This window comes from Cupriavidus campinensis (assembly GCF_905397395.1).
Taxonomy (GTDB): domain Bacteria; phylum Pseudomonadota; class Gammaproteobacteria; order Burkholderiales; family Burkholderiaceae; genus Cupriavidus; species Cupriavidus campinensis.
This window is the reverse complement of record NZ_CAJPVH010000070.1, coordinates 1-22,506: the sequence shown is the minus strand read 5'-3', so window position 1 is coordinate 22,506 and position 22,506 is coordinate 1. Positions and strand designations below refer to the sequence as shown.

24 protein-coding genes are annotated in these 22,506 nt (G+C 68.1%); 16 read left to right on the top strand and 8 right to left on the bottom strand.

All coding sequences use genetic code 11. The features are described 5' to 3' along the window. A partial coding sequence (gene xseA / locus KHO18_RS25120) for an exodeoxyribonuclease VII large subunit (RefSeq protein ID WP_244845079.1) occupies nt 1-1,139 on the bottom strand: 1,139 nt, incomplete at its 3' end. Between the two features lie 1,087 nt (nt 1,140-2,226). Here xseA and KHO18_RS25115 point away from each other — a divergent pair. The 7 genes from KHO18_RS25115 (at nt 2,227) to KHO18_RS25085 (ending at nt 7,515) form a co-directional block, all read left to right on the top strand. Continuing rightward, a complete protein-coding gene (locus tag KHO18_RS25115; RefSeq protein ID WP_144197329.1) occupies nt 2,227-2,847 on the top strand; it encodes a MotA/TolQ/ExbB proton channel family protein in 621 nt (206 codons plus the stop codon). Between the two features lie 16 nt (nt 2,848-2,863). Beyond that, nucleotides 2,864-3,295: an ExbD/TolR family protein gene (locus tag KHO18_RS25110; RefSeq protein WP_144197328.1), complete on the top strand. Its 432-nt coding sequence runs from the start codon at nt 2,864-2,866 to the stop codon at nt 3,293-3,295. 188 nt (nt 3,296-3,483) lie between these two features. Then, a complete protein-coding gene (lpxK, locus tag KHO18_RS25105) occupies nt 3,484-4,608 on the top strand; it encodes a tetraacyldisaccharide 4'-kinase (RefSeq protein ID WP_211944087.1) in 1,125 nt (374 codons plus the stop codon). Next, entirely contained in the window at nt 4,589-4,801 is a 213-nt protein-coding gene (locus KHO18_RS25100) for a Trm112 family protein (protein ID WP_092298073.1), read from the top strand. Before lpxK ends, KHO18_RS25100 begins: the two co-directional genes overlap by 20 nt. Nucleotides 4,802-4,812: 11 nt before the next feature. Beyond that, complete coding sequence (gene kdsB, locus KHO18_RS25095) at nt 4,813-5,622, top strand: 3-deoxy-manno-octulosonate cytidylyltransferase (RefSeq protein ID WP_211944086.1); 810 nt, start codon at nt 4,813-4,815, stop codon at nt 5,620-5,622. 313 nt (nt 5,623-5,935) lie between these two features. Next, the gene (gene adk, locus KHO18_RS25090) at nt 5,936-6,601 is read left to right on the top strand and encodes an adenylate kinase (RefSeq protein WP_144197325.1); all 666 of its coding nucleotides are present in this window, start codon (nt 5,936-5,938) and stop codon (nt 6,599-6,601) included. 155 nt (nt 6,602-6,756) lie between these two features. Beyond that, nucleotides 6,757-7,515 (top strand): 3-hydroxyacyl-CoA dehydrogenase, encoded by a 759-nt coding sequence (locus KHO18_RS25085; RefSeq protein WP_144197324.1) that lies wholly within the window; start codon nt 6,757-6,759, stop codon nt 7,513-7,515. A gap of 12 nt (nt 7,516-7,527) precedes the next feature. Here the strand turns inward: KHO18_RS25085 and KHO18_RS25080 are convergent, their stop codons facing one another. Continuing rightward, nucleotides 7,528-8,319 carry a helix-turn-helix transcriptional regulator gene (locus KHO18_RS25080; protein WP_144197323.1) on the bottom strand — a complete coding sequence of 264 codons (792 nt, stop codon included), beginning with the start codon at nt 8,317-8,319 and terminating at the stop codon, nt 7,528-7,530. A gap of 124 nt (nt 8,320-8,443) precedes the next feature. On the opposite strand from KHO18_RS25080, the gene KHO18_RS25075 reads away from it, so the two are divergent. Continuing rightward, entirely contained in the window at nt 8,444-9,217 is a 774-nt protein-coding gene (locus KHO18_RS25075) for a class I SAM-dependent methyltransferase (RefSeq protein WP_211944085.1), read from the top strand. A 9-nt stretch (nt 9,218-9,226) separates the two neighbouring features. Here the strand turns inward: KHO18_RS25075 and KHO18_RS25070 are convergent, their stop codons facing one another. Beyond that, nucleotides 9,227-10,135, bottom strand: a complete 909-nt coding sequence (locus KHO18_RS25070) for a LysR family transcriptional regulator (protein ID WP_144197321.1) — start codon at nt 10,133-10,135, stop codon at nt 9,227-9,229. Between the two features lie 94 nt (nt 10,136-10,229). Between KHO18_RS25070 and KHO18_RS25065 the strand changes: the two genes are divergently transcribed. Further along, nucleotides 10,230-11,258 (top strand): bile acid:sodium symporter family protein, encoded by a 1,029-nt coding sequence (locus KHO18_RS25065; protein WP_211944084.1) that lies wholly within the window; start codon nt 10,230-10,232, stop codon nt 11,256-11,258. Nucleotides 11,259-11,327: 69 nt separating this feature from the next. Here the strand turns inward: KHO18_RS25065 and KHO18_RS25060 are convergent, their stop codons facing one another. Together KHO18_RS25060 and tsaE are read right to left on the bottom strand one after the other, a co-directional pair. Continuing rightward, nucleotides 11,328-12,827 (bottom strand): N-acetylmuramoyl-L-alanine amidase, encoded by a 1,500-nt coding sequence (locus tag KHO18_RS25060; RefSeq protein WP_144197319.1) that lies wholly within the window; start codon nt 12,825-12,827, stop codon nt 11,328-11,330. Then, nucleotides 12,821-13,354, bottom strand: a complete 534-nt coding sequence (gene tsaE / locus KHO18_RS25055; RefSeq protein WP_144197318.1) for a tRNA (adenosine(37)-N6)-threonylcarbamoyltransferase complex ATPase subunit type 1 TsaE — start codon at nt 13,352-13,354, stop codon at nt 12,821-12,823. Before tsaE ends, KHO18_RS25060 begins: the two co-directional genes overlap by 7 nt. 16 nt (nt 13,355-13,370) lie before the next feature. Between tsaE and queG the strand changes: the two genes are divergently transcribed. Next, nucleotides 13,371-14,537, top strand: coding sequence for a tRNA epoxyqueuosine(34) reductase QueG (gene queG / locus KHO18_RS25050; protein WP_244845078.1), 1,167 nt, complete (start codon nt 13,371-13,373; stop codon nt 14,535-14,537). Here queG and KHO18_RS25045 read toward each other — a convergent pair. Continuing rightward, nucleotides 14,530-15,423: an AEC family transporter gene (locus KHO18_RS25045; protein WP_144197316.1), complete on the bottom strand. Its 894-nt coding sequence runs from the start codon at nt 15,421-15,423 to the stop codon at nt 14,530-14,532. The two genes, queG and KHO18_RS25045, sit on opposite strands and share 8 nt — an antisense overlap. A gap of 182 nt (nt 15,424-15,605) precedes the next feature. Between KHO18_RS25045 and KHO18_RS25040 the strand changes: the two genes are divergently transcribed. The 6 genes from KHO18_RS25040 (at nt 15,606) to plsY (ending at nt 20,041) form a co-directional block, all read left to right on the top strand. Next, nucleotides 15,606-16,226 (top strand): chalcone isomerase family protein, encoded by a 621-nt coding sequence (locus tag KHO18_RS25040; protein WP_244845077.1) that lies wholly within the window; start codon nt 15,606-15,608, stop codon nt 16,224-16,226. Between the two features lie 92 nt (nt 16,227-16,318). After that, nucleotides 16,319-17,296 (top strand): tripartite tricarboxylate transporter substrate binding protein BugE, encoded by a 978-nt coding sequence (locus KHO18_RS25035; protein ID WP_144197314.1) that lies wholly within the window; start codon nt 16,319-16,321, stop codon nt 17,294-17,296. Between the two features lie 99 nt (nt 17,297-17,395). Next, nucleotides 17,396-17,875, top strand: a complete 480-nt coding sequence (locus KHO18_RS25030; protein ID WP_211944082.1) for a methylated-DNA--[protein]-cysteine S-methyltransferase — start codon at nt 17,396-17,398, stop codon at nt 17,873-17,875. Further along, nucleotides 17,872-18,810, top strand: coding sequence for a site-specific tyrosine recombinase XerD (xerD, locus tag KHO18_RS25025; protein WP_144197312.1), 939 nt, complete (start codon nt 17,872-17,874; stop codon nt 18,808-18,810). Before KHO18_RS25030 ends, xerD begins: the two co-directional genes overlap by 4 nt. A 21-nt stretch (nt 18,811-18,831) precedes the next feature. Beyond that, the gene (locus tag KHO18_RS25020) at nt 18,832-19,323 is read left to right on the top strand and encodes an aminoacyl-tRNA deacylase (protein WP_144197311.1); all 492 of its coding nucleotides are present in this window, start codon (nt 18,832-18,834) and stop codon (nt 19,321-19,323) included. Between the two features lie 109 nt (nt 19,324-19,432). Then, a complete protein-coding gene (plsY, locus tag KHO18_RS25015; protein ID WP_144197310.1) occupies nt 19,433-20,041 on the top strand; it encodes a glycerol-3-phosphate 1-O-acyltransferase PlsY in 609 nt (202 codons plus the stop codon). 6 nt (nt 20,042-20,047) lie between these two features. Here the strand turns inward: plsY and KHO18_RS25010 are convergent, their stop codons facing one another. Both KHO18_RS25010 and KHO18_RS25005 read right to left on the bottom strand, forming a co-directional pair. After that, nucleotides 20,048-21,328: an ATP-binding protein gene (locus KHO18_RS25010; RefSeq protein WP_144197309.1), complete on the bottom strand. Its 1,281-nt coding sequence runs from the start codon at nt 21,326-21,328 to the stop codon at nt 20,048-20,050. After that, a complete protein-coding gene (locus KHO18_RS25005; protein ID WP_144197308.1) occupies nt 21,325-22,059 on the bottom strand; it encodes a response regulator in 735 nt (244 codons plus the stop codon). Before KHO18_RS25005 ends, KHO18_RS25010 begins: the two co-directional genes overlap by 4 nt. Nucleotides 22,060-22,506 lie beyond the last annotated feature (447 nt).

The window sequence follows — 22,506 nt, the reverse complement described above, 5'->3', positions numbered from 1 at the left end:
AGCCGCGCGGCCAGCCGGCCCAGGTCGGCCTGCGCAGCCGCCACGTCGGGGCGGCACGCGCGCCAGCGCATCGCCAGCACGTCCTGCCGATGGCGCTGCGCGGAGACCGTGTCGCGCAGGGCTGCACGCAAGTGCCGGGCCAGATTGTCGACCCGGGCGCGCCGCTCCTGCAACTGCGCCTGCGGGCTGCGCAGCCGCCGCGCCAGCCATTCCAGGTGCTGCGCGCGGCGTTCCATCTGCCGGTCGAGGGATTGCGCCAGCGCATCGCGCGCGCGGCGCACCGCCTGCAGCAGGTGCGCGCGGTCCGGGCTGACCAGTTCCGCCGCGCCCGTGGGCGTGGGGGCGCGTACATCGGCCACGAAGTCGGCAATCGTGAAATCGGTCTCGTGGCCCACGCCGGACACCACCGGCACCGCACTGCGCGCAATCGCGTGCGCCACCACTTCCTCGTTGAACGACCAGAGATCCTCGATGCTGCCACCGCCCCGGCACAGGATCAGCACGTCGCATTCGCGCCGCGCACTGGCAATATCGAGCATGGCGGCGATCTTCTCCGCCGCGCCGGCGCCCTGCACCGGCACCGGATAGACGATGACCGGCACATGGGGCGCGCGGCGCTGGAGCGTGGTCAGCACGTCGCGCATGGCCGCGGCCTGGAGCGAGGTGATCACGCCAATCGTGCGCGCGTGGCTCGGAATGGGTCGTTTGCGTTCGGTATCGAACAGACCGGCCTGGGCAAGTTTTTCCTTGAGACGCAGGAAAGCCTCGTAAAGATTGCCCATGCCGGCGCGGCGCATCGCCTCCACGCCCAGTTGCAGCTCGCCGCGCGCCTCGTACATCGACACCAGCGCGCGCACTTCCACCGCCTCCCCTTCGCGCGGGGCGAAATCCACGTGCTGGTTGCGCCCCCGGAACATCACGCAGCGGATCTGCGCGCGGGCGTCCTTGAGCGAGAAATACCAGTGGCCGCTCGCCGCACGCGTGAAGTTTGAGATTTCTCCCCGCACCCAGGCCAGCGGAAAGCTGCGCTCGAGCACGCCGGCAATCGCATGGTTCAGTTCGCTGACCGGGATCACCTCTCGGGTCCGCGCGGGCATGGCGGGCGGCAGGTTGCGCGGAACGTTCTCAAAGTCGGGCATGGCGCACGGCCGCACAGGCGGCGTGGAATGGACATGTCCACAGCATACCCGCTGTGTCAAGTGGTTCACCCCGCGCCGTGGTGATCGCTCGGATTGCCGCATCCATCCGTACAAGCCTTTGATTCTTATGAGGAATCGGGTCGGACCAAAAAACAGGCAATGTAAGAGAAAACCTTACGCGTCAACGACTTACGGCCAGCGACCGCATCTTGTTCACAAAGTTATCCACAGAAGTTCTGGATAATCGATTTGTCAAGCGTTTTGCCTGTGGAGAACTTCTGTCGCTGCGCGCGGCTTGCGCTACAGCAACAGGTGGCGGGAATGGTGTCGCCCCACCCTCACCGCAATGCCGCAGCGCACCAAAACTGCCTGATTTTTCAGCAATCGCAGGGAAACCTATATCGATCAATGACTTAGACCGCTTGTCCGGCGCTTATCCACAGCCGATCCACAGTACTGTCCCGCATCCATGTGGAAAGCGGTCGACTTTCGTCGCGCGGTCGGTGCGAGGGGCCGCTTCGGCCACCTTCCTCCCCCCAATCACGCGTTTGCCCGGTTTTTAGGCAGGACCTCGATCCCCGTTATGGATCAACGGCTTAGGCCGCTTCTCAGAACGCTGTCCACAGCGGGTCCACAGTCCTGTCCCGCCCGGCTGTGGACAGTGGCGCCGCGCCGGCATCCGCGCTCCCGCGCCGCCGGGGTGCATCGCGCACCCGCGGCGTTTGCCTGCTTTTTATGCAACACTCCGGACACCCTTTCCAATCAAGGGCTTAGCCCGCTTTTCAGGCAGCTTTCCACAACCCGTCCACAGCACTGTCCCGCGCCAATGTGGAAAGCCGCACAGACAGCCGCACAGACAGCCGCACAAGCCGCCTGGGGCGGGCCGATGCGCGCCTGAGACAGCACGCGCGCGAGTGTCTTGCCGCGCGCCGAGGGGCGGGTTAGAGTGGCGCCTGCATTTTTCGAGCATTGCCGCGGCGCGCCGGTCCATCGGTGCGCAACAAAGGCTGCCGCGCATTGGCGGTACCGCACCGGTACCTCGCTGTCCGTTTCGGGTCTGTTGGTTCTGTAGATTTCGGGGGTCCACGTGTTTTCCATCATTCAAGCGGCCGGCTGGCCGATCTGGCCACTGCTGCTCGCCTCGATCATTGCCCTCGCGCTGATCGTCGAACGTTTCCTCACCCTCAAGCGCAGCAAGGTGCTGCCGGCCCGCCTGTACGAGGAGGCCCTGTCGGCCGCCCAGCAGCGCAAGGCCACGCCCGAGGTGGTGAACAATCTCGAAAAGAATTCCCCGCTGGGCCGCGTGCTGGCCGCCGGCCTGCGCCATGTGGTGCTGCAGCCGCATACCTCGCGCGATGCCGCCAAGGATGTGGTCGAGGAAGCCGGCCGCGCCGTGGCGCACGAGCTGGAGCGCTACCTGAACGCGCTCGGCACGATTGCCTCGGTGGCCCCGCTGATGGGCCTGCTCGGCACCGTGATCGGCATGATCGAGATCTTCGGCAGCCAGGGCGGCACCGGCGCCAACCCCGAGCAACTGGCACACGGCATCTCGGTGGCGCTGTACAACACCGCTTTCGGCCTGATCGTGGCCATTCCGGCGCTGATCTTCTGGCGCTACTTCCGCCGCCGCGTGGACGACTACGTGGCCGAACTGGAATTCCGCGCCACCACGTTCCTCGACGCGATCCTGCCCCAGCGGCGGGCCTGAGCCGCGGGGGGCCGCCATGCATTTCCGTTCCCGCCAGCGGCGCGAGGAGCCCGAGATCAACCTGATCCCGCTCATCGACGTCCTGCTCGTGATCCTGATCTTCCTGATGATCACGACCACCTATTCGCGCTACACCGAGCTGCAGATCCAGCTGCCGACCGCCGACGCCGAGCGGGCCCAGCAACGGCCGAGCGAGATCGTCGTGTCGGTCTCGGCCCGTGGCGTCTACTCGGTCAACAAGCAGGTGCTCGAACAGAAGGACGTGACGAGCCTGGCCGACCAGCTGCGCAACGCGGCCGGTCCCATCGGCAATGGCCCGCCGCCCGTGGTCATCGTCAATGCCGATGCCCAGGCGAGCCATCAGGCCGTTATCAATGTGATGGAAGCCGCACGTGTGGCCGGTCTGTCGCGCCTGACCTTTGCCACGCAGAGCACCCAGCCGCGCTGACCTGAGGTTGCATCCCCAGCGGCCCACGCCGGCGGCGCCGGGCCGCTGGTGTACCTGGTGTACCATCCGCACCGGGCTTGCGGCGTGCGCCGCGCAATGCCCATAATGTCTGCATACTGATCGATGGGGCGCCAGCCGGCGCGCCGTTGCCGAATTCCGTCCGCCCTATCGTCGCCTCCGCCGCCCGCATGCCCGCTCCCCGACACGCCGTAGCCGACTTCGTCACCGCCCAGTGGCAGCGCCGCGGCTGGTTCGCGTGGCTGCTGTGGCCGGCCTCGCTGCTGTTCGGCCTGATTGCCCGGGTGCGCCGCCACGGCTACCTCAACGGCTGGTTCCAATCCACGCGGATGCCGATGCCGGTGATCGTGGTGGGCAATGTCACGGTGGGCGGCACCGGCAAGACGCCGGCCGTGATTGCGCTGGCGCGCGCGCTGACCGAGGCGGGGCTGCGGCCCGGCGTGGTCTCGCGCGGCTATGGCGTGTCGCTGAAGCATCCGCGCCGCGTGAAACCCACCTCGCAGGCCAGCCAGGTGGGCGACGAACCGCTGCTGATCGCGCGGGCCACCGACGTACCGGTCTGGGTCTATCCGGACCGCGCGCTGTGCGCGCAGACCATGCTGGTGTCCCACCCCGGCGTGAACGTGCTGCTGCTCGACGATGGCCTGCAGCACTACAAGCTCCAGCGCGACTTCGAGATCGTGATGTTCGACACCCGCATGGGCGGCAACGGCATGCTGCTGCCGGCCGGCCCGCTGCGCGAGCCGCTGACCCGCCCGCGCGACGCCACGCTGATCAACGACCCCCACTTCCGCGCCACGCCGGACAAACCCGATGTCTACGGCATGCGCCTGGAACTCGACGATGCCTGGCAGCTGAGCGACCCGGCCATGGTGCGCCCGCTCTCCGCCTTCGCGGGGCGGCGCGTGCTGGCCGCGGCCGGCATCGGCAATCCGGAACGGTTCTTCGCCAGCCTGCGCGGCGCCGGGCTCCAGCCTGCCACGCTGCCGCTGCCGGACCACTACGACTTTGCCGAGGACCCGTTCGCGGACCACCCGGCGGCGCTCGATGCCGACGTCATCCTGATTACCGAAAAGGATGCCGTAAAATGCGACCGCTTCGACGACCCGCGCATCTGGGTCGTCCCCACCACGCCCGTGATCGACGCGGGCCTGATCGACAAAATCCGCCGCGCCGTGCAGGCGCGCAACCCGGCTCTCGCCACGCCCGTCACCGTGGGGCAAGCCGCCCCCGCAGCAAACGGGGCGACGACCGGGCTCGACAAGGAATCCCACGATGGACAACCGGCTGCTTGAAATCCTCGTCTGCCCGCTCTGCAAGGCCAAGCTCGAATACGACCGCGCCGCGCAGGAACTGATCTGCCACGCGGACAAGCTGGCCTACCCCATCCGCGACGGCATTCCGGTCATGCTGGCCGATGAAGCGCGCCAGACCGTGCCGGGCCGCGTGGTGCCCGTGGAGCCGTCCGCCCCGGCCGCTGGCAACTGAGTTTTCCCGCGATGAGCATTCCCGCCTTTACCGTCGTGATTCCGGCCCGGCTCGCCTCGACGCGCCTGCCGAACAAGCCGCTTGCCGATATCGGCGGGCACCCGATGATCGTGCGCGTGGCCGAACGCGCCCACGCCTCGTCCGCGCGCCGTACCGTGGTGGCCACCGATGCCGCCGCCGTGGCCGAAGCCTGTGCCGCGCACGGTGTGGAGGCGGTGATCACGCGCGCCGACCATCCGTCCGGCACCGACCGCCTCGCCGAAGTGGCCACCCTGCTGGGCCTGGCCGACGACGACATCGTGGTCAATGTGCAGGGCGACGAACCGCTGATCGACCCGAACCTGATCGACGAGGTGGCGCTGTATCTGGCCGCCCATCCCGATTGCGCGATCGCCACGGCGGCGCATCCGCTCGATGACGTGGCGGAGGTGTTCAATCCGAACGTGGTGAAGGTGGTGTGCGACAACCTCGGCCGGGCGCTGTATTTCTCGCGCGCGCCGATTCCGTGGGCGCGCGACGCCTGGACCGCCGTGCCCACGCAGCCGGCGGCCAGCGCCACCGTGCCGCTGCCGGCCATGCCGGTGCTGCGCCATATCGGCCTCTATGCCTACCGGGCTGGCTTCCTGCGCCGGTTTCCGACGCTGGCCGTCGCCCCGATCGAGCAGACCGAGGCCCTGGAGCAGCTACGCGCGATGTGGCACGGTGAGCGGATCGGTGTGCTGGTGACGGCGGCGGCACCCGCCCCCGGCGTGGACACCCAGGCCGACCTCGAACGCGTGCGTGCCCTGTGGGCCGGCAGCGTGGCGCAGGAAGGTCCGTGACAGCATTCCTGCACGGAAGTTCATACTGCTGCAACCTGAACGGAATCCGAACCGTACTGCCCGTGGCATAATGCTTGCCGATACAGAGCCCGTGGGCGCGTGTGCAACGCGTCCGCACAAGGCTCGGTGGGGAGATAGAGAAAGCGAGCCAGACCGTGAGCCCCGCTGCCATTCGGCAGCCGAGTGCGCCCGGGCGCCAACCAAGACGTGACGCCGGCATTACCCGCCGGCGTAAGTCCTGCGTCAAGTTGCGGCGTTACCCTCCTTCGATACCCCCGCAAGACCGAATTCAAATTGTTCTGAGGACCCGTAAATGCGTTTGATCCTGTTGGGCGCACCTGGCGCCGGCAAAGGCACGCAAGCCAAGTTCATCTGCGAAAAGTTCGGCATTCCGCAAATCTCCACGGGCGACATGCTGCGCGCCGCGGTGAAGGCCGGTACGCCGCTGGGCATCGAAGCCAAGAAGGTGATGGACGCGGGCGGGCTGGTGTCCGATGACATCATTATCGGCCTGGTGAAGGACCGTCTTAAGGAGTGCGACTGCGAAAAGGGCTATCTGTTCGATGGCTTCCCGCGCACCATTCCGCAGGCCGAGGCGATGAAGGAAGCCGGCGTGGCCATCGACTACGTGCTGGAGATCGACGTGCCGTTCGACGCCATCATCGAGCGCATGAGCGGCCGCCGCGTGCACGTGGCCTCGGGTCGCACCTATCACGTCAAGTTCAACCCGCCCAAGCAGGACATGCTGGACGACGTGACCGGCGAAGCGCTGATCCAGCGCGACGACGACAAGGAAGAGACCGTGCGCAAGCGCCTGGACGTGTACTCGCAGCAGACCCGTCCGCTGGTCGACTACTACTCGAACTGGGCCGCCAACGGTGATGCGTCGGCCAAGGTGTCGCCGCCCAAGTACCGCAAGATCGTGGGCGTGGGCGATGTGGACAAGATCACGGCCTCCGTGTTCGAAGCGCTGAAGTAAGCGCGCCACACCGCTGCACCCGAAAAGAAAAGGCGACCTCCGGGTCGCCTTTTTTCGTTCGTGCCTTCGTTTTTTCTCCCCCGGCTTTCCCATAACGCTCAATTTACGTTAACGTAAACGGCAATCTGACCACAGCAAACCAAGGAGACAGGCGGATGGACATCCAGAACAACGTATTCATTGTCACCGGCGGCGCATCGGGGCTGGGCGCGGGCACCGCGCGGATGCTGGCGCAAGCCGGTGGCAAGGTCGTCATCGCCGACCTGAACGAGGCGGCTGGCACCGCGCTGGCCGAGGAACTGGGCGGCCAGTTCGTGAAGTGCGATGTGGCGTCCGAAACGGATGGCCAGGCGGCTGTCGATGCGGCGCTGAAGCTGGGCCGGCTGGCCGGGCTGGTCAACTGCGCGGGGATCGCCGTGGCGGCCAAGACGGTCGGCAAGGATGGCCCGCACCCGCTCGCCTCGTTCGAGAAGACCGTGCGTGTGAACCTGATCGGCACGTTCAACATGATCCGGCTGGCCGCCGCCGCCATGGTGCGCAACACGCCGGACGCCGATGGCGAGCGCGGGGTGGTCATCAACACCGCCTCCGTGGCGGCGTTCGACGGGCAGATTGGCCAGGCGGCCTACGCGGCGTCCAAGGGCGGCGTGGTCGGCATGACGTTGGCCATCGCCCGCGACCTGGCGCGCGACGGCGTGCGCTGCATGACCATCGCCCCGGGCCTGTTCGAGACCCCGATGCTGATGGGCATGCCGCAGGAAGTGCAGGACGCGCTCGGCCGGATGGTGCCGTTCCCCCCGCGTCTGGGCCGCCCGGCGGAATACGCGAAGCTGGTGCACGCCATCGTCGTCAATACGATGATGAACGGCGAGGTGATCCGCCTCGACGGCGCGATCCGGATGCAGCCGAAGTAAGTAACAGCGCTGCTACGCCGCCGGCAGCAGCATGCCGAGCATCAGGCCCGGCGCGGCCGGCGGCACCATCGTCAGTTGTTCGAAGGCAAGCAGGCCGCGCGTCGGGTGATGAAACCCGCGCCGGCCGCCCTGGCGCTCCTCCACATCCTGCGAGGCCCAGGCCGTGCGAAACGCCGCGCTCTCCGCCCGCAATCCCTCCACCAACGCCCGCGTCGGCGGGTCTTCGGCATGGCGCAGGCTGTGCACGCGGAACTCCGCCACCAGCCGCGCCGCCCGGTGCGGCCAGTCCTCGACCAGCGCCTGCAAGGCCGGCGACAGGAACATCGCGCGCATCAGGTTGCGCTCCGTACTGGCCGGATCGAGCCAGCCGACAAACAGGTTGGCCGCCGCCGCGTTCCACGCCAGCGCATTCCATTGCCGATCGAGCAGATAGGCCGGCCCGGCGATGGCGTGCACGCTGGCCAGCAGCGCGGGCGGCACGGCCGGCTCGGCGTCATCGCGCGGCGCGGGACGCCCCGCCAGCGCGAACAGGTAGGCGTGCTCGGCGCGCGAGAGCCGCAGCGCCAGGGCCAGGCTGGTCAGCGCGCGGGCGGACATCGACACCGGCCGGCCCTGCTCCAGCCACGTCACCCAGGTGGCGCTGAGACCGGCCAGTTGCGCCACTTCCTCGCGGCGCAGGCCCGGCGTGCGGCGCCGACGTCCGGGCGGCAGGCCCACATCGGCAGGGGTGAGGCGCTCCCGGTGGGCGCGCAGGAAGGCGCCGAGTTCGGCTTCGCGCGATGAGGGTGTCGATGGCTCGGACATAGTGGTGCTTCTTATACCAGGATAAATTGGTCACTTGTACCGGGAAAACGTGCCGTCTACAGTACGTGAACCCTTGGGCCCAAGGCAAGTTTTCTCCCGTCCAAATAGAACAATGAGGCACCCCATGCAGCAGCAGGAACTCGTCGCGGCGCAGTTTGGCGCCACCGCGCAGGCTTATCTCACCAGCGCGGTCCACGCCCAGGGCGCGGATCTCGACCAACTCAAGGCCGCCCTCGCCCACCTGAAGCCGGTGGGCCACAGCCGCGTGCTCGACCTGGGCTGCGGCGCCGGCCATGCCAGCTTCGCGGCGGCGACGCAGGCCAATACGGTGGTGGCGTACGACCTGTCGCAGTCCATGCTCGACGTGGTGGCAGGCGCGGCACGTGAGCGAGGACTGACAAACATCACCACGCAGCAGGGCGCGGCCGAGACGCTGCCGTTCGCCGATGCCAGCTTCTGCGCCGTGGTCTCCCGCATGAGCGCCCATCACTGGCGTGACGTGCCCGCCGCGCTGCGCGAGATCCGCCGCGTGGTGAAGCCGCAGGGCAAGCTGGTGATGATCGATATTGCCGGCGCCGACGATCCGCTCTGCGATACGTGGCTCCAGTCGGTGGAGTTGCTGCGCGATCCGTCACACATCCGCGACTTTTCGCCCACGCAGTGGGCGGCGCTGTGCGAGGCGGCGGGATTCGACGTGACGGTGTCGCCGGTCTGGCGCATCGAACTTGATTTCGATACCTGGGTGGCGCGCATGCGCACGCCCGAGGTGGCGGTGGCCGCCATCCGCCATCTCTGGCAGCAGGCACCCGCCGAGGTGCGCGAGCGCTACCGGGTACAGCCGGACGGCGGCTTCTCGCTGGAGGCGGTCATGGTGACCGCCACGCCGCGCATCGGATAAGGCTGTTAACTAATTAGTCAGTACCGCTTCGGCTGGAATCGGCAGCGTCTGGACCATCTGCCAGACCGCTGCCGCCGCCGGCGAGAGCGAGCGATCCTCGCGCCGGACCATGACGATGCTGCGCTCCTCACGCGGCGTGAGCGGGCGCGACACCAGCGGCGACGCCTCCGGCAGCGGCAGCGAGAACGACGGCAGCACCGACGCCCCAATCCCCGCCTCCACCATCCCGAACACGCTGGCCGAATGGCCCAGCTCCTGCACCACATGCGGCGCCACGCCATGGCGCGCGAAGATCCGGTCGATCAGCGGCCGGCTGCCGGACGCGAAATCGAGCAGCACCAGCCGCTGGCCATGCAAGGCGGTCCACGAGACCGATTCGACGCCCGCCAATGGGTGATCCCGGCGACATACGAAGCAGAACGGATCGGTGGCCAGCGGGGCGATAGTCAGCCCTTCCCGCGCCATCGGATCGATCAGCACGCCGAAGTCCACCGCACCGGCGCGGATCTGCTCCAGGCCATCGGCCTGCACGTTGTCGCGCACGAACAGCCGGATCTCAGGGTATTGACGTGCGCATTCCGCCACATACATCGGCATCAGGCGGGCGGAGATGGTGGGTGCACTGGCGATCACCACGCGGCCCCGGTAGCGCTCGCCCAGTTGGCGGGTTTCTTCGAGGGTGTCGTCCAGCTGGCCGAGCAGCCGCTCCAGCGCCGGCACCAGCGCCGTGCCGGCATCGGTCAGCACCACCTCGCGCGTGGTGCGATCCAGCAGCCGCACGCCAAGTGCTTCCTCAAGCTCAGCCACGCCCCGGCTTACCGCCGGCTGCGTGAGGCCGACGGCATCCGCCGCCCGGCTGAAACTGCCGTGCGCCGCCACCGCCAGAAAGACCCGCAACTGCCGCAATGTGTAATTCATGCAACGATCAGATGAATCAATACGATAAATGAATTTGCATTCTAGACGCCGTTCGCGTCCAATACCAAGCGGAAACCCTTAGGCACTATCCCCAATGTCCGCCATCCTCACTCCCTTCAAAAAGCTCTACGACCTGATCGACGGCTTCGTCCTGATCATGCTGACCGCGATTGCGGTGGCGCTGATCGCCCCCGAGGTCGGCACCGGCGACGGTCCGCTGCACCTTGGCATTGTCACCAACCTTGGCGTCGCGCTGGTGTTTTTCCTGCACGGCGCAGCGCTCTCGCGCGACAAGCTCGTGGCCGGCGCGCGTCACTGGCGCCTGCACGTGTTCGTCCAGGCGTTCACCTACGTGGTGTTCCCGGTGGTGGGCGTGGTGCTGATGTTCGCGCTGCGCGACAAGCTGCCGGCAGACCTGCTGCTCGGCGTGTTCTTCCTGTGCGTGCTGCCGTCCACGGTGTCCTCGTCGGTGGCCATGACGTCGATGGCGCGCGGCAACGTGCCGGGCGCCATCTTCAACGCCACCATCTCGGGCCTGATCGGCATGGCGCTCACGCCACTGCTGATGGGCCTGGTGATCAGCGCCTCGGGCACCGGCAACATGCCGCTGGGCCGCGCGCTGACCGGCGTGGCGCTGCAACTGCTGCTGCCGTTCGCGCTGGGCCAGCTGGCCCGTCCGCTGATCGGCAACTGGCTGGCCAAGAAGAAGCAGATCACCAGCAAGATCGACCGTGGCGTGATCGTGCTGATCGTTTATTCGTCGTTCTGCGATGCCACGGCCGCCGGCCTGTGGCACCAGTACCACTGGCAGACCATCGGCGCGGTGATGGGTATCGCGGCGATCCTGCTGATCGTGGTGCTCGGCGCCACCACCTTCGTTGCGCGTCGCCTGGGTTTCTCGGTGGAAGACGAGATCACCGCGGTGTTCTGCGGCTCGAAGAAGAGCCTGGCGAACGGCATCCCGATGGCCAAGATCCTGTTCGCGGGCCATCCCGCGCTGGGCCTGCTGGTGCTGCCGCTGATGGTCTACCACCAGCTGCAACTGATCGTCTGCTCGGTGATCGCCGGCCGCTACGCCAGCCGCAACGACGCCCCGGAGGCGCGCGGCACGGCTCGCGCGTAAGCCTCTTCCGCATGACAAAAGCGGCGCCCTCGGGCGCCGCTTTTTGTTTTCGGACCAGCACGAAAAGGCTTACACCGACGGATTCTTCGCCAACGGCGGGTTCTTCGCGAAGTACGCCTTGATGCCGCGCAGGATGGCGTTGGCCAGCTGCTCCTGGTGCGCGTCGTCGTTGAGCTTGCGCTCCTCTTCCGGGTTGCTGATGAAAGCGGTTTCGATCAGGATCGACGGAATGTCCGGGGCCTTGAGCACGGCAAACCCGGCCTGCTCCACGCTGCCCTTGTGCAGCTTGTTGATGCCGCCGATCTCGCCCAGCACGGCCTTGCCGACCTGCATGCTGTCGTTGATCTGCGCCGTGGTGGAGAGGTCCAGCAGCACGCGCGCCACCTGGGCATCCTTGTTGCCCATATTGGTCCCGCCGATCAGGTCGGCGTTGTTTTCCTTGTTGGCGAGCCAACGGGCGGCCGAACTGGACGCACCCCGCTCGGACAGCGCGAACACGGACGCCCCGCGCGCCTCGGGCGACAGGAAGGCATCGGCGTGGATCGACACGAACAGGTCGGCCTGCACGCGCCGCGCCTTCTGCACGCGCACGTTCAGCGGCACGAAGAAGTCCGAGTCGCGCGTCATCATCGCGCGCATATTGGGCTGGGCGTCGATCTTGGCGCGCAGCCGGTGCGCGATCTGGAGCACCACGTCCTTCTCGCGCGAGCCGGCCGCGCCAATGGCGCCGGGGTCCTCGCCGCCGTGGCCGGGGTCCAGGGCCACGGTCAGCAGGCGGCGCATCTTGAACTGGCTGGGCGGCGGCACATTGGTCTGGGCCATCGGCGGCGGCACCGGCGGCGCCGAGGGGGCGGAAGGGGACGAAGGCTTGGGCCTCACCTGCGCGACAGCGGGCGGCGGCGCCGTGGTGGCGGGCGGCAGCTGGTCCTTGTCATCGAACTTGCGCACCAGCGCGCCAATCGCATCTTCCTCGGCCCCGGGCGGCGCGCCGGCCACGCCCTCGCTGCCTGCCGGCGGCGGGTTCTGGGCGAAGCGGCGCTGCTTGTCCTCGGTATCGCGCACCAGCTTCCAGAGCGGATCGGGCGGATTCACCGGGTAGAGATCGAACACGAGCCGGTTGCGGTAGCTGCCGATCGGGGCCAGCGTGAACACCTGCGGCGAGACGTCTTCCTTGAGGTCGAACACCATCCGCACCACGCGCGGCCGGTTCTGGCCCACGCGCACGGTCTGGATATAGGGGTCGTTGGTGCTGATCTTGGCCACCAGCTCGCGCAGCGTGGGCGAGAGGTCGAGGCCGTCGATATCCACCACCAGACGGTCCGGGCTGCGGATCATCTGGTGCTGCGCGGCCAGCGGCGCATCGGACTCGATGGTCACGCGCGTGTAATCCTCGGCGGGCCAGACGCGCACGGCCACGATGCCGGCGCCGCGCGCGATCTGCGGGCCGACGAGGGTCAGCACCACCGTGCCGGCGCCCAGCCGCGCAGCCTGCGCCATCCACTTGCGCCGGGCCTGCAGCAGTCCGTCGGGTCCATCGGGTCGGTCGGTGGCGAGTCGCTTGATCAGCATGCGTTCAGCAGGATAAGTCCAGTGGGAGTATAGGCCCGCAGCGTGGCCATGCGGGGATCGGCGCCTTCCGGATCGGCGCCCGCGGCGGATTCCAGCGCGCGGATGTCCGATTGGAGCAACACGTGGAGGTCCGGTTCCCCAAGCAGGCGGCCCGCCTTTTCCGGCCATTCGACGAGATTGAACGCCGGCTCGGCGAAACAGTCGCGGAATCCGGCGTCGATCCACTCCTCGGGGTCCGCGAAGCGGTACAGGTCGAAGTGGTAGACGGTGAGCGGCGAGCCATCGGCGCGGGTCACCTCGTAGGGCTCGCACAGCGTGTAGGTGGGGCTGCGGACCTTGCCGGCGTGGCCCAGCGCGCGCAGCACCGCGCGCGAGAGCGTGGTCTTGCCCGCGCCCAGGTCGCCCGAGAGCTGCACATGCACCGTGCGCGGCGGCATGGCCTGCACCGCGACAGCCAGCGCGGCGCCGAACCGTGCGGTGGCGGCCTCGTCCGGCAGCGTCAGGATGCGTTCTTCGAGCAGGGGCATTGCGTACAATTCAGGAATGATCGATGTCGCAGCACCCGCCCCCACTGAAATCTCGCCACAGGCGCCACCGGATCTGGCCGCCCTGGCGCAGTCCATGCGTGCCTGGGGCGCGGCGCTTGGCTTCGATGCAATCCGCATCGCCGACGTCGATCTGCGCCACGCGGAGGCGGGCCTGTTGGCGTGGTTGCAGGCGGGCTACCACGGCGACATGGATTATATGGCCAACCACGGCACCCGGCGCGCCCGGCCGGCCGAACTGGTGCCGGGCACGGTGCGGGCCATCGTCGCCCGCATGCCCTATCTGCCTGCTGGCGGGGCCGACAAGGGCCCCGACGACTGGCGCGGGCACGAACTCGCGCGGCTCGACGATCCTTCCACGGCCGTGCTCTCGCTCTACGCCCGCGGCCGCGACTATCACAAGGTGCTGCGCAACCGGCTCCAGCAGCTGGCGGCGCGCATCGAACAGGCCATTGGCCCGTTCGGCTACCGCGTGTTCACCGATTCCGCGCCGGTGATGGAGGTGTCGCTGGCCAGCCAGGGCGGGCTGGGCTGGCGCGGCAAGCACACGCTGCTGCTGGACCGCGACGGCGGCTCGATGTTCTTCCTCGGCGAAATCCTGGTCGACCTGCCCCTGCCCGCCGATGCCCCCGAGACCCCCCACTGCGGCAACTGCCGCCGCTGCATCGATATCTGCCCCACGGCCGCCATTCTGGAGCCGTACCGGCTCGACGCCCGGCGTTGTATTTCTTACCTGACCATCGAGCACAAGGGGCCGATTCCCGAGGAATTCCGCGCGCCGATGGGCAACCGCGTCTATGGCTGTGACGACTGCCAGCTGGCCTGCCCGTGGAACAAGTTCGCGCACCGGGCCACGCTGCCCGACTTCGACGTGCGCAACGGCTTCGACGCGCCCGACATGGTCGACCTGTTCGACTGGACCGAGGCCGAGTTCAACCAGCGGCTGGAAGGCAGCCCGATCCGCCGCATCGGCCATGAACGCTGGCTGCGCAACCTCGCCGTGGGGCTGGGCAACAGCCTGCGCGCGGCGTCCGGCACCGATCCGGCGCTGGCCGGGCGCATCCGCGCCGCGCTGCGGGGCCGGCAGGACACCGCCACGCCACTGGTGCGCGAGCATATCGACTGGGCACTGGCCCAGGACCCCTCCCCGACTTCCGCTAGCTGACCAGCGCCAGCCAGAACGGCGTGGTGACGATGGCAGCAATGGTCATCAGCGAGATCGTCGCCGCCACCATCGGCCCGTTGCCGCCCATGCGCACGGCGAGGATGTACGCGCTCGACGCCGTGGGCAGCGAGGCGAACAGCACCACGATCTGGTACTGGAGCACCGTCAGCGGCAGGTAGCGTCCGGCCAGCCACGCGAAGGCCGGCATCGCCAGCAGCTTCACGCCGCACCACCACACCACCGGGCCGACGGTGCCCGTGGCGACGCGCATCTGCAGCCCCGCGCCCACCGTCATCAGCCCCAGTGCCGTGGAGGCCGAGCCGAGCCGGTTGAGCGTCATCGCCACCACTTCGGGCGGATGCAGGCCGAGCAGGTTGGTGATCAACCCGCCCGCCGTGGCCAGGATCAGCGGATTGCGCGCCAGTTCGCGCAGCAGCCGCGACTCCCCGTGCCGCGCCAGCGCCCACACCGCCACCACGTTGCACAGCGGCACGGTCACGCCGACGACCAGCGCCATCAGCGCCAGCCCCTCGCTGCCGCCCAGCCGCGACGCCAGGGCCAGCCCGATATAGGAATTGAAGCGGAACGCGGTCTGGAGCCCCGAGGCGAAGTCCAGCGGGGCCGGCCGCAGCACGTACTTGACGAGGTAACCCGTGACCACGCCGAACGCCGTGGTGGCCAGCGCCAGCCCGAGCATGGCCGAGGTGGAGGAGAAATCGAACCTGGCACTGTTGGTGGATTGCAACAGCAACGCCGGGAACAGGACGAAGTAGACCAGGCGTTCCACGCCGGACCAGAACGCGCGGTCGAACGGCGTGTAGCGGACCAGCAGCCAGCCGATCAGGATCAGGCTGAAGTCCGGCACCAGCAGCAGTGCTGAAGACATGTCTCTTTAGTTTTTTTATGCACAACAGACCACCCTTGTGACGCATGCGGCAGCCGGGAACGCGGGCGGGGGACCCTCACGGCAGGCACGGTCAAATGTGCAGACTAGGGCAGATACGGATGGGTATTGTTCCAGAACTCCGGCAAGATGGCATGCCAAATCTCGTCTTGCCCGCCGCACCCATGAAGGTCCCCGCCCGCCGATCCACCGCTCTGCGCAGACATGCCGCCGCACTGGCCGTGGCCGTGGGGCTGTTGTCGCCGCTGTCGGCCATCTCCACGCATGCCATGGCGATGGAGATCGAGGGGGTGCGCTTCGATGACGCCACACGCGTCGGCGGCAAGGAGTTGCAGCTGAACGGCGCCGGGCTGCGCGCGGTGTTCGTCATCAAGGGCTACGCGGCCGGGCTGTACCTGCCCGAGCGCGCGCGCAACGCCGCCGTGGCGCTGGGCACGCACGGGCCCAAGCGGCTGCAGATCCGCCCGCTGCGCGAGGTGGAGTCCGATGCCTTCGTCAGGGCGCTGAACTCGGGCCTGCGCGAGAACCACTCTGAGCCGCAGCTGAAGCTGCTGGCCGACCGCCTCACCCAGCTCGAACAGAACATGACCCTGGTCGGCACGGCACGCCGGGGCGATGTCATCAACTTCGACTACGCTCCCGACAGCGGCACCGTGGTGGCCGTCAACGGCATCCCGCGCGGGCGGCCGATCCCGGGCGAGGACTTCTACCAGGCGGTGCTGCGCATCTTCCTGGGCGAGCATCCGGTGGACCGCGAGCTCAAGCGCGGCCTGCTGGGCGGCTGAATCCGCAACGCCGCCGGCGCACCGCTCGCCGGCGTTTTATGACCTTGCCGGGCGCGATCCGTCCGGCTTTCAGAACGGGAGACTCTCTTCTCATGCACGCTCGTAAAACCGCACTGACCCTGGCCGTTGCCGCCATCGCCTCGGTCGCCTCCGTGGCCCACGCGCAAAGCTTTCCCACCAAGCCGATCCGCCTGATCATTCCGTTCGCGCCGGGCGGCACCACCGATATCGTGGGCCGTGGCGTGGCCGACCAGATGAGCCGCATCCTCGGCCAGCCCGTGGTGGTGGAAAACCGCGCTGGCGGGGGTGGTTCGATCGGCGCCGACGCCATCGCCAAGGCCCCGCCCGATGGCTACACCATCGGCATCTCCACGGTCTCGACCATGGCCGTGAACCCGGCCTGCAACCCGAAGCTGTCGTACGACCCGATCAAGGACTTCAAGCCCATCACGAACGTGGCCAACGTGGCCAACGTGATCGCCGTGAACCCGAACTTCCCGGCCAAGGACTACAAGGAGTTCCTGGCCGTGCTGAAGGCCAACCCGGGCAAGTACTCGTACGCGTCGTCGGGCACCTGCGGCTTCGGCCACATGCTGGGCGAGCAGTTCAAGGTCTCGACCAAGACGTTCATGGTGCACATTCCGTACCGTGGCGCGGGCCCGGCGCTGAACGACGTGCTGGCCGGCCAGGTGCCGATCATGGTGGACAACCTGCCGTCGTCGATGCCCTACATCAAGGCCGGCAAGCTGCGCGCGCTGGTGGTGGCGTGGGACAAGCGCGTGGACGGCCTGCCCAACGTGCCGACCTTCGCCGAAATGGGCCTGAAGGAGCCGAATGACCCGGCCTGGTACGGCCTGGTGGCGCCCGCCGGCACGCCGGACGACGTGATCGCCAAGCTGAACGCGGCCGCCGTCAAGGCGCTGCAGGACAAGGACTTCGTCCAGCGCCTGCGCACGGCCGGCGCCGAGCCGTCGGGCAACACCCCGGCCCAGCACGCCGCCGAGATCAAGAAGGAATTCGACAAGATGAAGACGCTTGTGAAGGTGCAGAACATCAAGCTGGAGCAGTAAGCCGCTTGAGGCTGGCTCCCCTCGCCCCAAGGGGGAGGGGAGCCAGTGGTTGGAAATCGGCATAAAATCCGGGGTCATCACCCCAGCCGTCCGCCAGCCATGTCCCACCGCTTCGATGCCGTCCTGCCCGCGCCTTTCGGCAAGATCGGCGTGCGTGCCGATGGCGAGCACGTCCACGAAATCGTCTACCTGCCCGACAGCTTCGACCTGATCGCCCCGGCCAGCGCCCTCGCGCGCCGCGTGGCCGCGCAGCTGGACGCCTACTACGCCGACCCCGACACCGTGTTCGACCTGCCGCTGGCCCACCGCGGCACCGCGTTCCAGCGCAAGGTCTGGGACGCCATCTCGGCCGTGCCGCGTGGCGGCCTGACCACCTACGGCACCATCGCCAAAAGCCTGCAGAGCATGCCGCGCGCCGTGGGGCAGGCGTGCGGGCAGAACTGGTTTCCGGTGGTCATTCCCTGCCACCGCGTGGTGGCCGCCAACGGGCTCGGGGGCTTCGCCCATCATGGCGAGGAAGGCTTCCACCTCGGCGTGAAACGCTGGCTGCTGCGCCACGAGGGCGCGATGCTGCTATGAGCGAGGTTGTGCACGCCGAGGCGCCGGCCGGCACCGATCCCAGCGCCGATCTCGCGCTGGTGGACCGATTCTGCGACGCGCTGTGGCTGGAAGACGGCCTGTCGCGCAACACCATCGACGCCTATCGCCGCGACCTGGCCCTGCTGGCGCGCTGGCTCCACGGCGCCGCCCACGGCAAGCTGCTGGGAGTGGATGACACCCTGCTGTCCGCCTACTTCGCCGCGCGCCACCTGGAGACGCGTGCCTCGTCGGCCAACCGGCGGCTCACGGTATTCCGCCGCTTCTACCAGTGGGCGCTGCGCGAGCACATGATCCAGGCCGATCCGTGCCTGCTGCTGCGCCCCGCCAAGCAGCCGCCACGCTTTCCGAAGACGCTCACCGAAGCCCAGGTCGAGGCGCTGCTCGAAACCCCCGATACCGCCACGCCGCTGGGCCTGCGGGACCGCACCATGCTCGAACTGATGTATGCGAGCGGGCTGCGGGTGTCCGAGCTGACCAGCATGAAGACCGTGGAAATCGGCCTGAACGAGGGCGTGGCGCGCATCGTGGGCGGCAAGGGCAACAAGGAGCGGCTGGTGCCGTTCGGCGCGCAGGCCGGGGACTGGCTGCGCCGCTACCTGGCCGAGTCGCGCCCCGCGCTGCTGGCCGGCCGCGCCTGCGACGCGCTGTTCGTCACCCAACGCGGCGAGGGCATGACGCGCCAGACCTTCTGGCACCTGATCAAGAAACACGCGCGCGAGGGCGGTATCCATGCGCCGCTTTCGCCACATACGCTGCGGCACGCGTTCGCCACGCACCTGCTGAACCATGGCGCCGACCTGCGCGTGGTGCAGCTGCTGCTGGGCCATGCCGATATCTCCACCACGCAGATCTACACGCACGTGGCGCGCGAGCGCCTGCGCGAGCTGCATCTCCACCACCATCCGCGCGGCTAGCCCCCAGCCGCGCCGCGCCTCATGAGCAAAGCGAAACATATCTCCGAGACCCCCGCCACGCAGATGCTGCGCCGGCATGGCGTGGATTTCGGCGAGCATCCCTATGAATATGTCGACCACGGCGGCACCGGCGAGTCTGCCCGCCAGCTCGGCGTGCCCGAGCACGACGTGGTCAAGACCCTGGTCATGGAGGACGAACGCGCGCAGCCGCTGATCGTGCTGATGCACGGCGACTGCTCGGTCTCGACCAAGAACCTCGCGCGACAGATTGGCTGCAAGAGCGTGCAGCCGTGCAAGCCCGAGGTGGCGCAGCGCCACAGCGGCTTCATGGTCGGCGGCACGTCGCCGTTCGGCACCAAAAAGCGGATGCCGGTCTATGTGGAGGCGGGCGTGCTGGCGCTGGAGCGGATCTATATCAACGGTGGGCGGCGCGGCTATCTGGTCAGCATCGCGCCGGAGGTGCTGACCCGGCTGCTGGATGCCAGGCCGGTCGAGTGCGCGCTGCCGGACTGAAATCGGACTGAGTCGGGACTGAGCCGGGACTGAATGCTGCCTCACTGACTGAGGCGAGCGGGCGCGCTACAATCGCGCCAGCCTGAAACCCCCAAAAAATTTCCCTGCAATGGTCAACCTGCTATTCGCCGTCGTCGCCTACCTGATCGGGTCGGTGTCCTTTGCCGTCGTGGTCAGCAAGCTCATGGGTCTGCCGGACCCGCACAGCTACGGCTCGGGCAACCCCGGCGCCACCAACGTGCTGCGCACGGGCAACAAGAAGGCGGCCATCCTGACGCTGATTGGCGATGGCCTGAAGGGCTGGTTCGCGGTCTGGCTGGCCCGGCACTTCGGCCCGGGCTACGGGCTGGAGGACTCGGGCGTGGCGCTGGCGGCGCTGGGCGTGTTCCTGGGCCACCTGTTCCCGGTGTTCCACCGCTTCGCGGGTGGCAAGGGCGTGGCCACGGCCGCCGGCATCCTGTTCGCGATCCATCCGCTGCTGGGCGCCGGCACGCTGGCCACATGGCTGATCATCGCGTTCTTCTTCCGCTATTCGTCGCTGGCCGCGCTGATATCGGCCATCTTCGCCCCGTTCTTCTACGTGCTGATGTTCGGCGTGGACATCATCACCGGCGCGGTCTTCGTGATCAGCGTACTGCTGGTGGTGCGCCATCGCCAGAACATCGCCAAGCTGCTGGCCGGCAAGGAAAGCCGGATCGGCGAGAAGAAGAAGGTCTAGGTCTGCCTACGCGGCCTGTGCCAGCGCCGCGAACGGGAACACCATCTCCACGCGCAGGCCGCCGTCGGGCCGGTTGAGCAGCGTCAGCCGCCCGCCGGCCTGCCGCACCAGGCGGTCCACAATGGCCAGCCCGAGCCCCGAGTGGGCATTGCCGCCGCGCGCCGGGTCCAGCCGCACGAACGGCAGCGTCACGCGCTCCATGGCCTCTTCCGGAATCCCGGGTCCCTGGTCTTCCACCGTCAGCCGCCAGCCATCCGGCGCCCGCGCCGTCGCCACGCAGACGGGCGGCGCGCCATAGGCATAGGCGTTATCGACGAGGTTGCCGATGATGCGGTCGAGCTGGGTGGCGATCATCCGGAAGCCCTCGCCGGCGGCCAACTCCAGCACCACGGTACGGTCCTGCTCCTGCAGCGACAACGCCAGTTCGCCGATGCGCTTGTCCACCGGCACCGGGCGGGCAGTCGGCTCGCTGCTCTGGGCGAAGCTGAGGAACTGCTCGACGATCGCCGCCATGGAGTCCACGTCGCGGGTCACGCCGGCGGCCGCCTTGGGGTCGGACAGCATCTCGGCGCGCAACCGCAGCCGCGCCAGCGGCGTCTTCAGGTCATGGGCGATGCCGGCCAGCATGGTGTTGCGCTCCTGGTCGATGCGCGCGAGGTCCGCCACCATCCGATTGAAACGCACGATCAACTGGCGCAGCTCATGCGGCCCGCGCTCGCGCAGCGGCTTGACCGCGTGCTGGCGGGAAAGCTGCTCGGCGGCTTCGGCCATGTCGCGCACCGGGCGCTGGATCTGCCACGCAATCAGCAGCGCGAAGACGATCGCCACCCCCACCACCAGCACCACGCCGGGCAGCATGCGGTTGTCGGGCGGCGGATTGTGCACGAACAGGATCGGCATGGCGATCCACTGCGCGCGCGTGGGCAGCTTGATCCAGAGGCGTGGCGTGGTCTCGTCCTCAAGCCGGATCTGCGTGCCGGCGGGCAACTGGCGCACGAACTGCTCCACCAGCCGGCGCGGGCGGCCCGGCGCCGGCTCGGCCGAATGCTCGTCAGCCGCGGCGGTGTCGGCCACCTCGATCAGGCTCGGCAGCGCCACCGGCGGCTTCGCGTCGAGCGCGCGCTCGATGCTCTGCAGCTGGAACATCATCTGCTCGACCGAATAGTCAATCTGCTGCTGCCGGCGGTCCATGCGCAGGATGGCCAGCCACGAGAAATGGCTGATGAACAGCACGGCCGCGATCAGCAGCGCCATGCGGCCGAACAGGGTGTCGATCCTCAGCTTCATTGCGGAATGCTGTCCTCGGCTTCGTCAGGCACGAAGGTGTAGCCCCGGCCCCGTACGGTCTGGATATAGCGCGGACGCTGCGCGTCTTCGTCGAGCAGGCGGCGCAGGCGCCAGATCTGCACGTCGATGCCGCGGTCGCTGATGCCGCTGGAACTGCCATACATCAGCTCGACGATGCGTTCGCGCGAGAGCACTTCCAGCGGGTGCGACAGCAGCAGCTTGAGCAGCGCGAACTCGGTATCGCTGATCTGCACCGCCTGGTCGCTGCGCAGCAGCGTGCGCAGCCGGAAATTGACCCGGAACGGCCCGAACGCCACCGACTCGCGGTCCTCGGGCGCGGCGGCCGGGCGCGCCAGCTTGCGCCGCAGCACCGCGTTGATGCGCGCCAGCAGCTCGCGCGGCGAGAACGGCTTGCCGAGGTAGTCGTCCGCGCCGATTTCGAGCCCGACGATGCGGTCGATCTCGTCGCTGCGCGCAGTGAGCAGGATCACCGGGATGTCGTCGTTCTTGGCGCGCAGGTTGCGCAGCGCGGTCAGGCCGTCCACCTTCGGCATCATCAGGTCGAGCACGATCAGCGCCGGCCGCTCGCGCTCGAGGCGGGCGTGGAGGCCGTCGCCATCGTGCAGGACCGAGACGGCAAAGCCCTGGCTGGTCAGGTATTCGCGCAGGAGGTCGCGCAGTTCGGGATCGTCGTCGACGACGAGGATCTGGGTAGGCTGGTTCGTTCGCATAGCCACATGATAGTCAGACCGGCGGCGCCACATGGCGATTTGCCCCGACCGTTTTGTTTCCGGAGGTTACACCCAGCGCCATCGTAATCCGATGTAATAAAAGCGGGCAGCCACGAAATAGGTGGGATGGCGGCGGCACATTATCCTTCAGGCCATGGCACCGCAGCGGTGCCCGCCTGATGCGGCATACTGCTGCAACTTCGCCGCCATAGGGGGCCGAATGCCCCCTATGCCGAGCAAGCCCGTAGGTACGCCCATCGTCGTGCCGTCCCCAGGATTCCCGGTCTATGTCCAGCCCCGAACAAGGTCAATCTCTTCCACCCGCCCCGCCGCCCGCCCCGCCGCGCCCGCCTCGCCCTCCCCGCCCGGCCCGCCGCCGCACCTGGATCGCCGTGGCTGTCATCGTCGTGCTGGCCGGCATCGGCTGGTACTGGCACAGCCACCGGC

Bases quoted from the DNA above. Each gene is read 5' to 3' on its own strand.
- KHO18_RS25075 (WP_211944085.1), top strand. From the start codon at position 8,444: ATGCAGCAGCAGGAACTCGTCGCGGCGCAGTTTGGCGCCACCGCGCAG.
- tsaE (WP_144197318.1), bottom strand. From the start codon at position 13,354: ATGCCCCTGCTCGAAGAACGCATCCTGACGCTGCCGGACGAGGCCGCC.
- KHO18_RS25020 (WP_144197311.1), top strand. From the start codon at position 18,832: ATGAGCAAAGCGAAACATATCTCCGAGACCCCCGCCACGCAGATGCTG.
- KHO18_RS25045 (WP_144197316.1), bottom strand. From the start codon at position 15,423: ATGTCTTCAGCACTGCTGCTGGTGCCGGACTTCAGCCTGATCCTGATC.
- KHO18_RS25005 (WP_144197308.1), bottom strand. From the start codon at position 22,059: ATGCGAACGAACCAGCCTACCCAGATCCTCGTCGTCGACGACGATCCC.
- xerD (WP_144197312.1), top strand. From the start codon at position 17,872: ATGAGCGAGGTTGTGCACGCCGAGGCGCCGGCCGGCACCGATCCCAGC.
- KHO18_RS25085 (WP_144197324.1), top strand. From the start codon at position 6,757: ATGGACATCCAGAACAACGTATTCATTGTCACCGGCGGCGCATCGGGG.
- adk (WP_144197325.1), top strand. From the start codon at position 5,936: ATGCGTTTGATCCTGTTGGGCGCACCTGGCGCCGGCAAAGGCACGCAA.
- queG (WP_244845078.1), top strand. From the start codon at position 13,371: ATGATCGATGTCGCAGCACCCGCCCCCACTGAAATCTCGCCACAGGCG.
- KHO18_RS25030 (WP_211944082.1), top strand. From the start codon at position 17,396: ATGTCCCACCGCTTCGATGCCGTCCTGCCCGCGCCTTTCGGCAAGATC.
- KHO18_RS25035 (WP_144197314.1), top strand. From the start codon at position 16,319: ATGCACGCTCGTAAAACCGCACTGACCCTGGCCGTTGCCGCCATCGCC.
- KHO18_RS25040 (WP_244845077.1), top strand. From the start codon at position 15,606: ATGAAGGTCCCCGCCCGCCGATCCACCGCTCTGCGCAGACATGCCGCC.
- lpxK (WP_211944087.1), top strand. From the start codon at position 3,484: ATGCCCGCTCCCCGACACGCCGTAGCCGACTTCGTCACCGCCCAGTGG.
- KHO18_RS25065 (WP_211944084.1), top strand. From the start codon at position 10,230: ATGTCCGCCATCCTCACTCCCTTCAAAAAGCTCTACGACCTGATCGAC.
- KHO18_RS25060 (WP_144197319.1), bottom strand. From the start codon at position 12,827: ATGCTGATCAAGCGACTCGCCACCGACCGACCCGATGGACCCGACGGA.
- KHO18_RS25070 (WP_144197321.1), bottom strand. From the start codon at position 10,135: ATGAATTACACATTGCGGCAGTTGCGGGTCTTTCTGGCGGTGGCGGCG.
- KHO18_RS25080 (WP_144197323.1), bottom strand. From the start codon at position 8,319: ATGTCCGAGCCATCGACACCCTCATCGCGCGAAGCCGAACTCGGCGCC.
- KHO18_RS25010 (WP_144197309.1), bottom strand. From the start codon at position 21,328: ATGAAGCTGAGGATCGACACCCTGTTCGGCCGCATGGCGCTGCTGATC.
- KHO18_RS25100 (WP_092298073.1), top strand. From the start codon at position 4,589: ATGGACAACCGGCTGCTTGAAATCCTCGTCTGCCCGCTCTGCAAGGCC.
- plsY (WP_144197310.1), top strand. From the start codon at position 19,433: ATGGTCAACCTGCTATTCGCCGTCGTCGCCTACCTGATCGGGTCGGTG.
- kdsB (WP_211944086.1), top strand. From the start codon at position 4,813: ATGAGCATTCCCGCCTTTACCGTCGTGATTCCGGCCCGGCTCGCCTCG.
- KHO18_RS25110 (WP_144197328.1), top strand. From the start codon at position 2,864: ATGCATTTCCGTTCCCGCCAGCGGCGCGAGGAGCCCGAGATCAACCTG.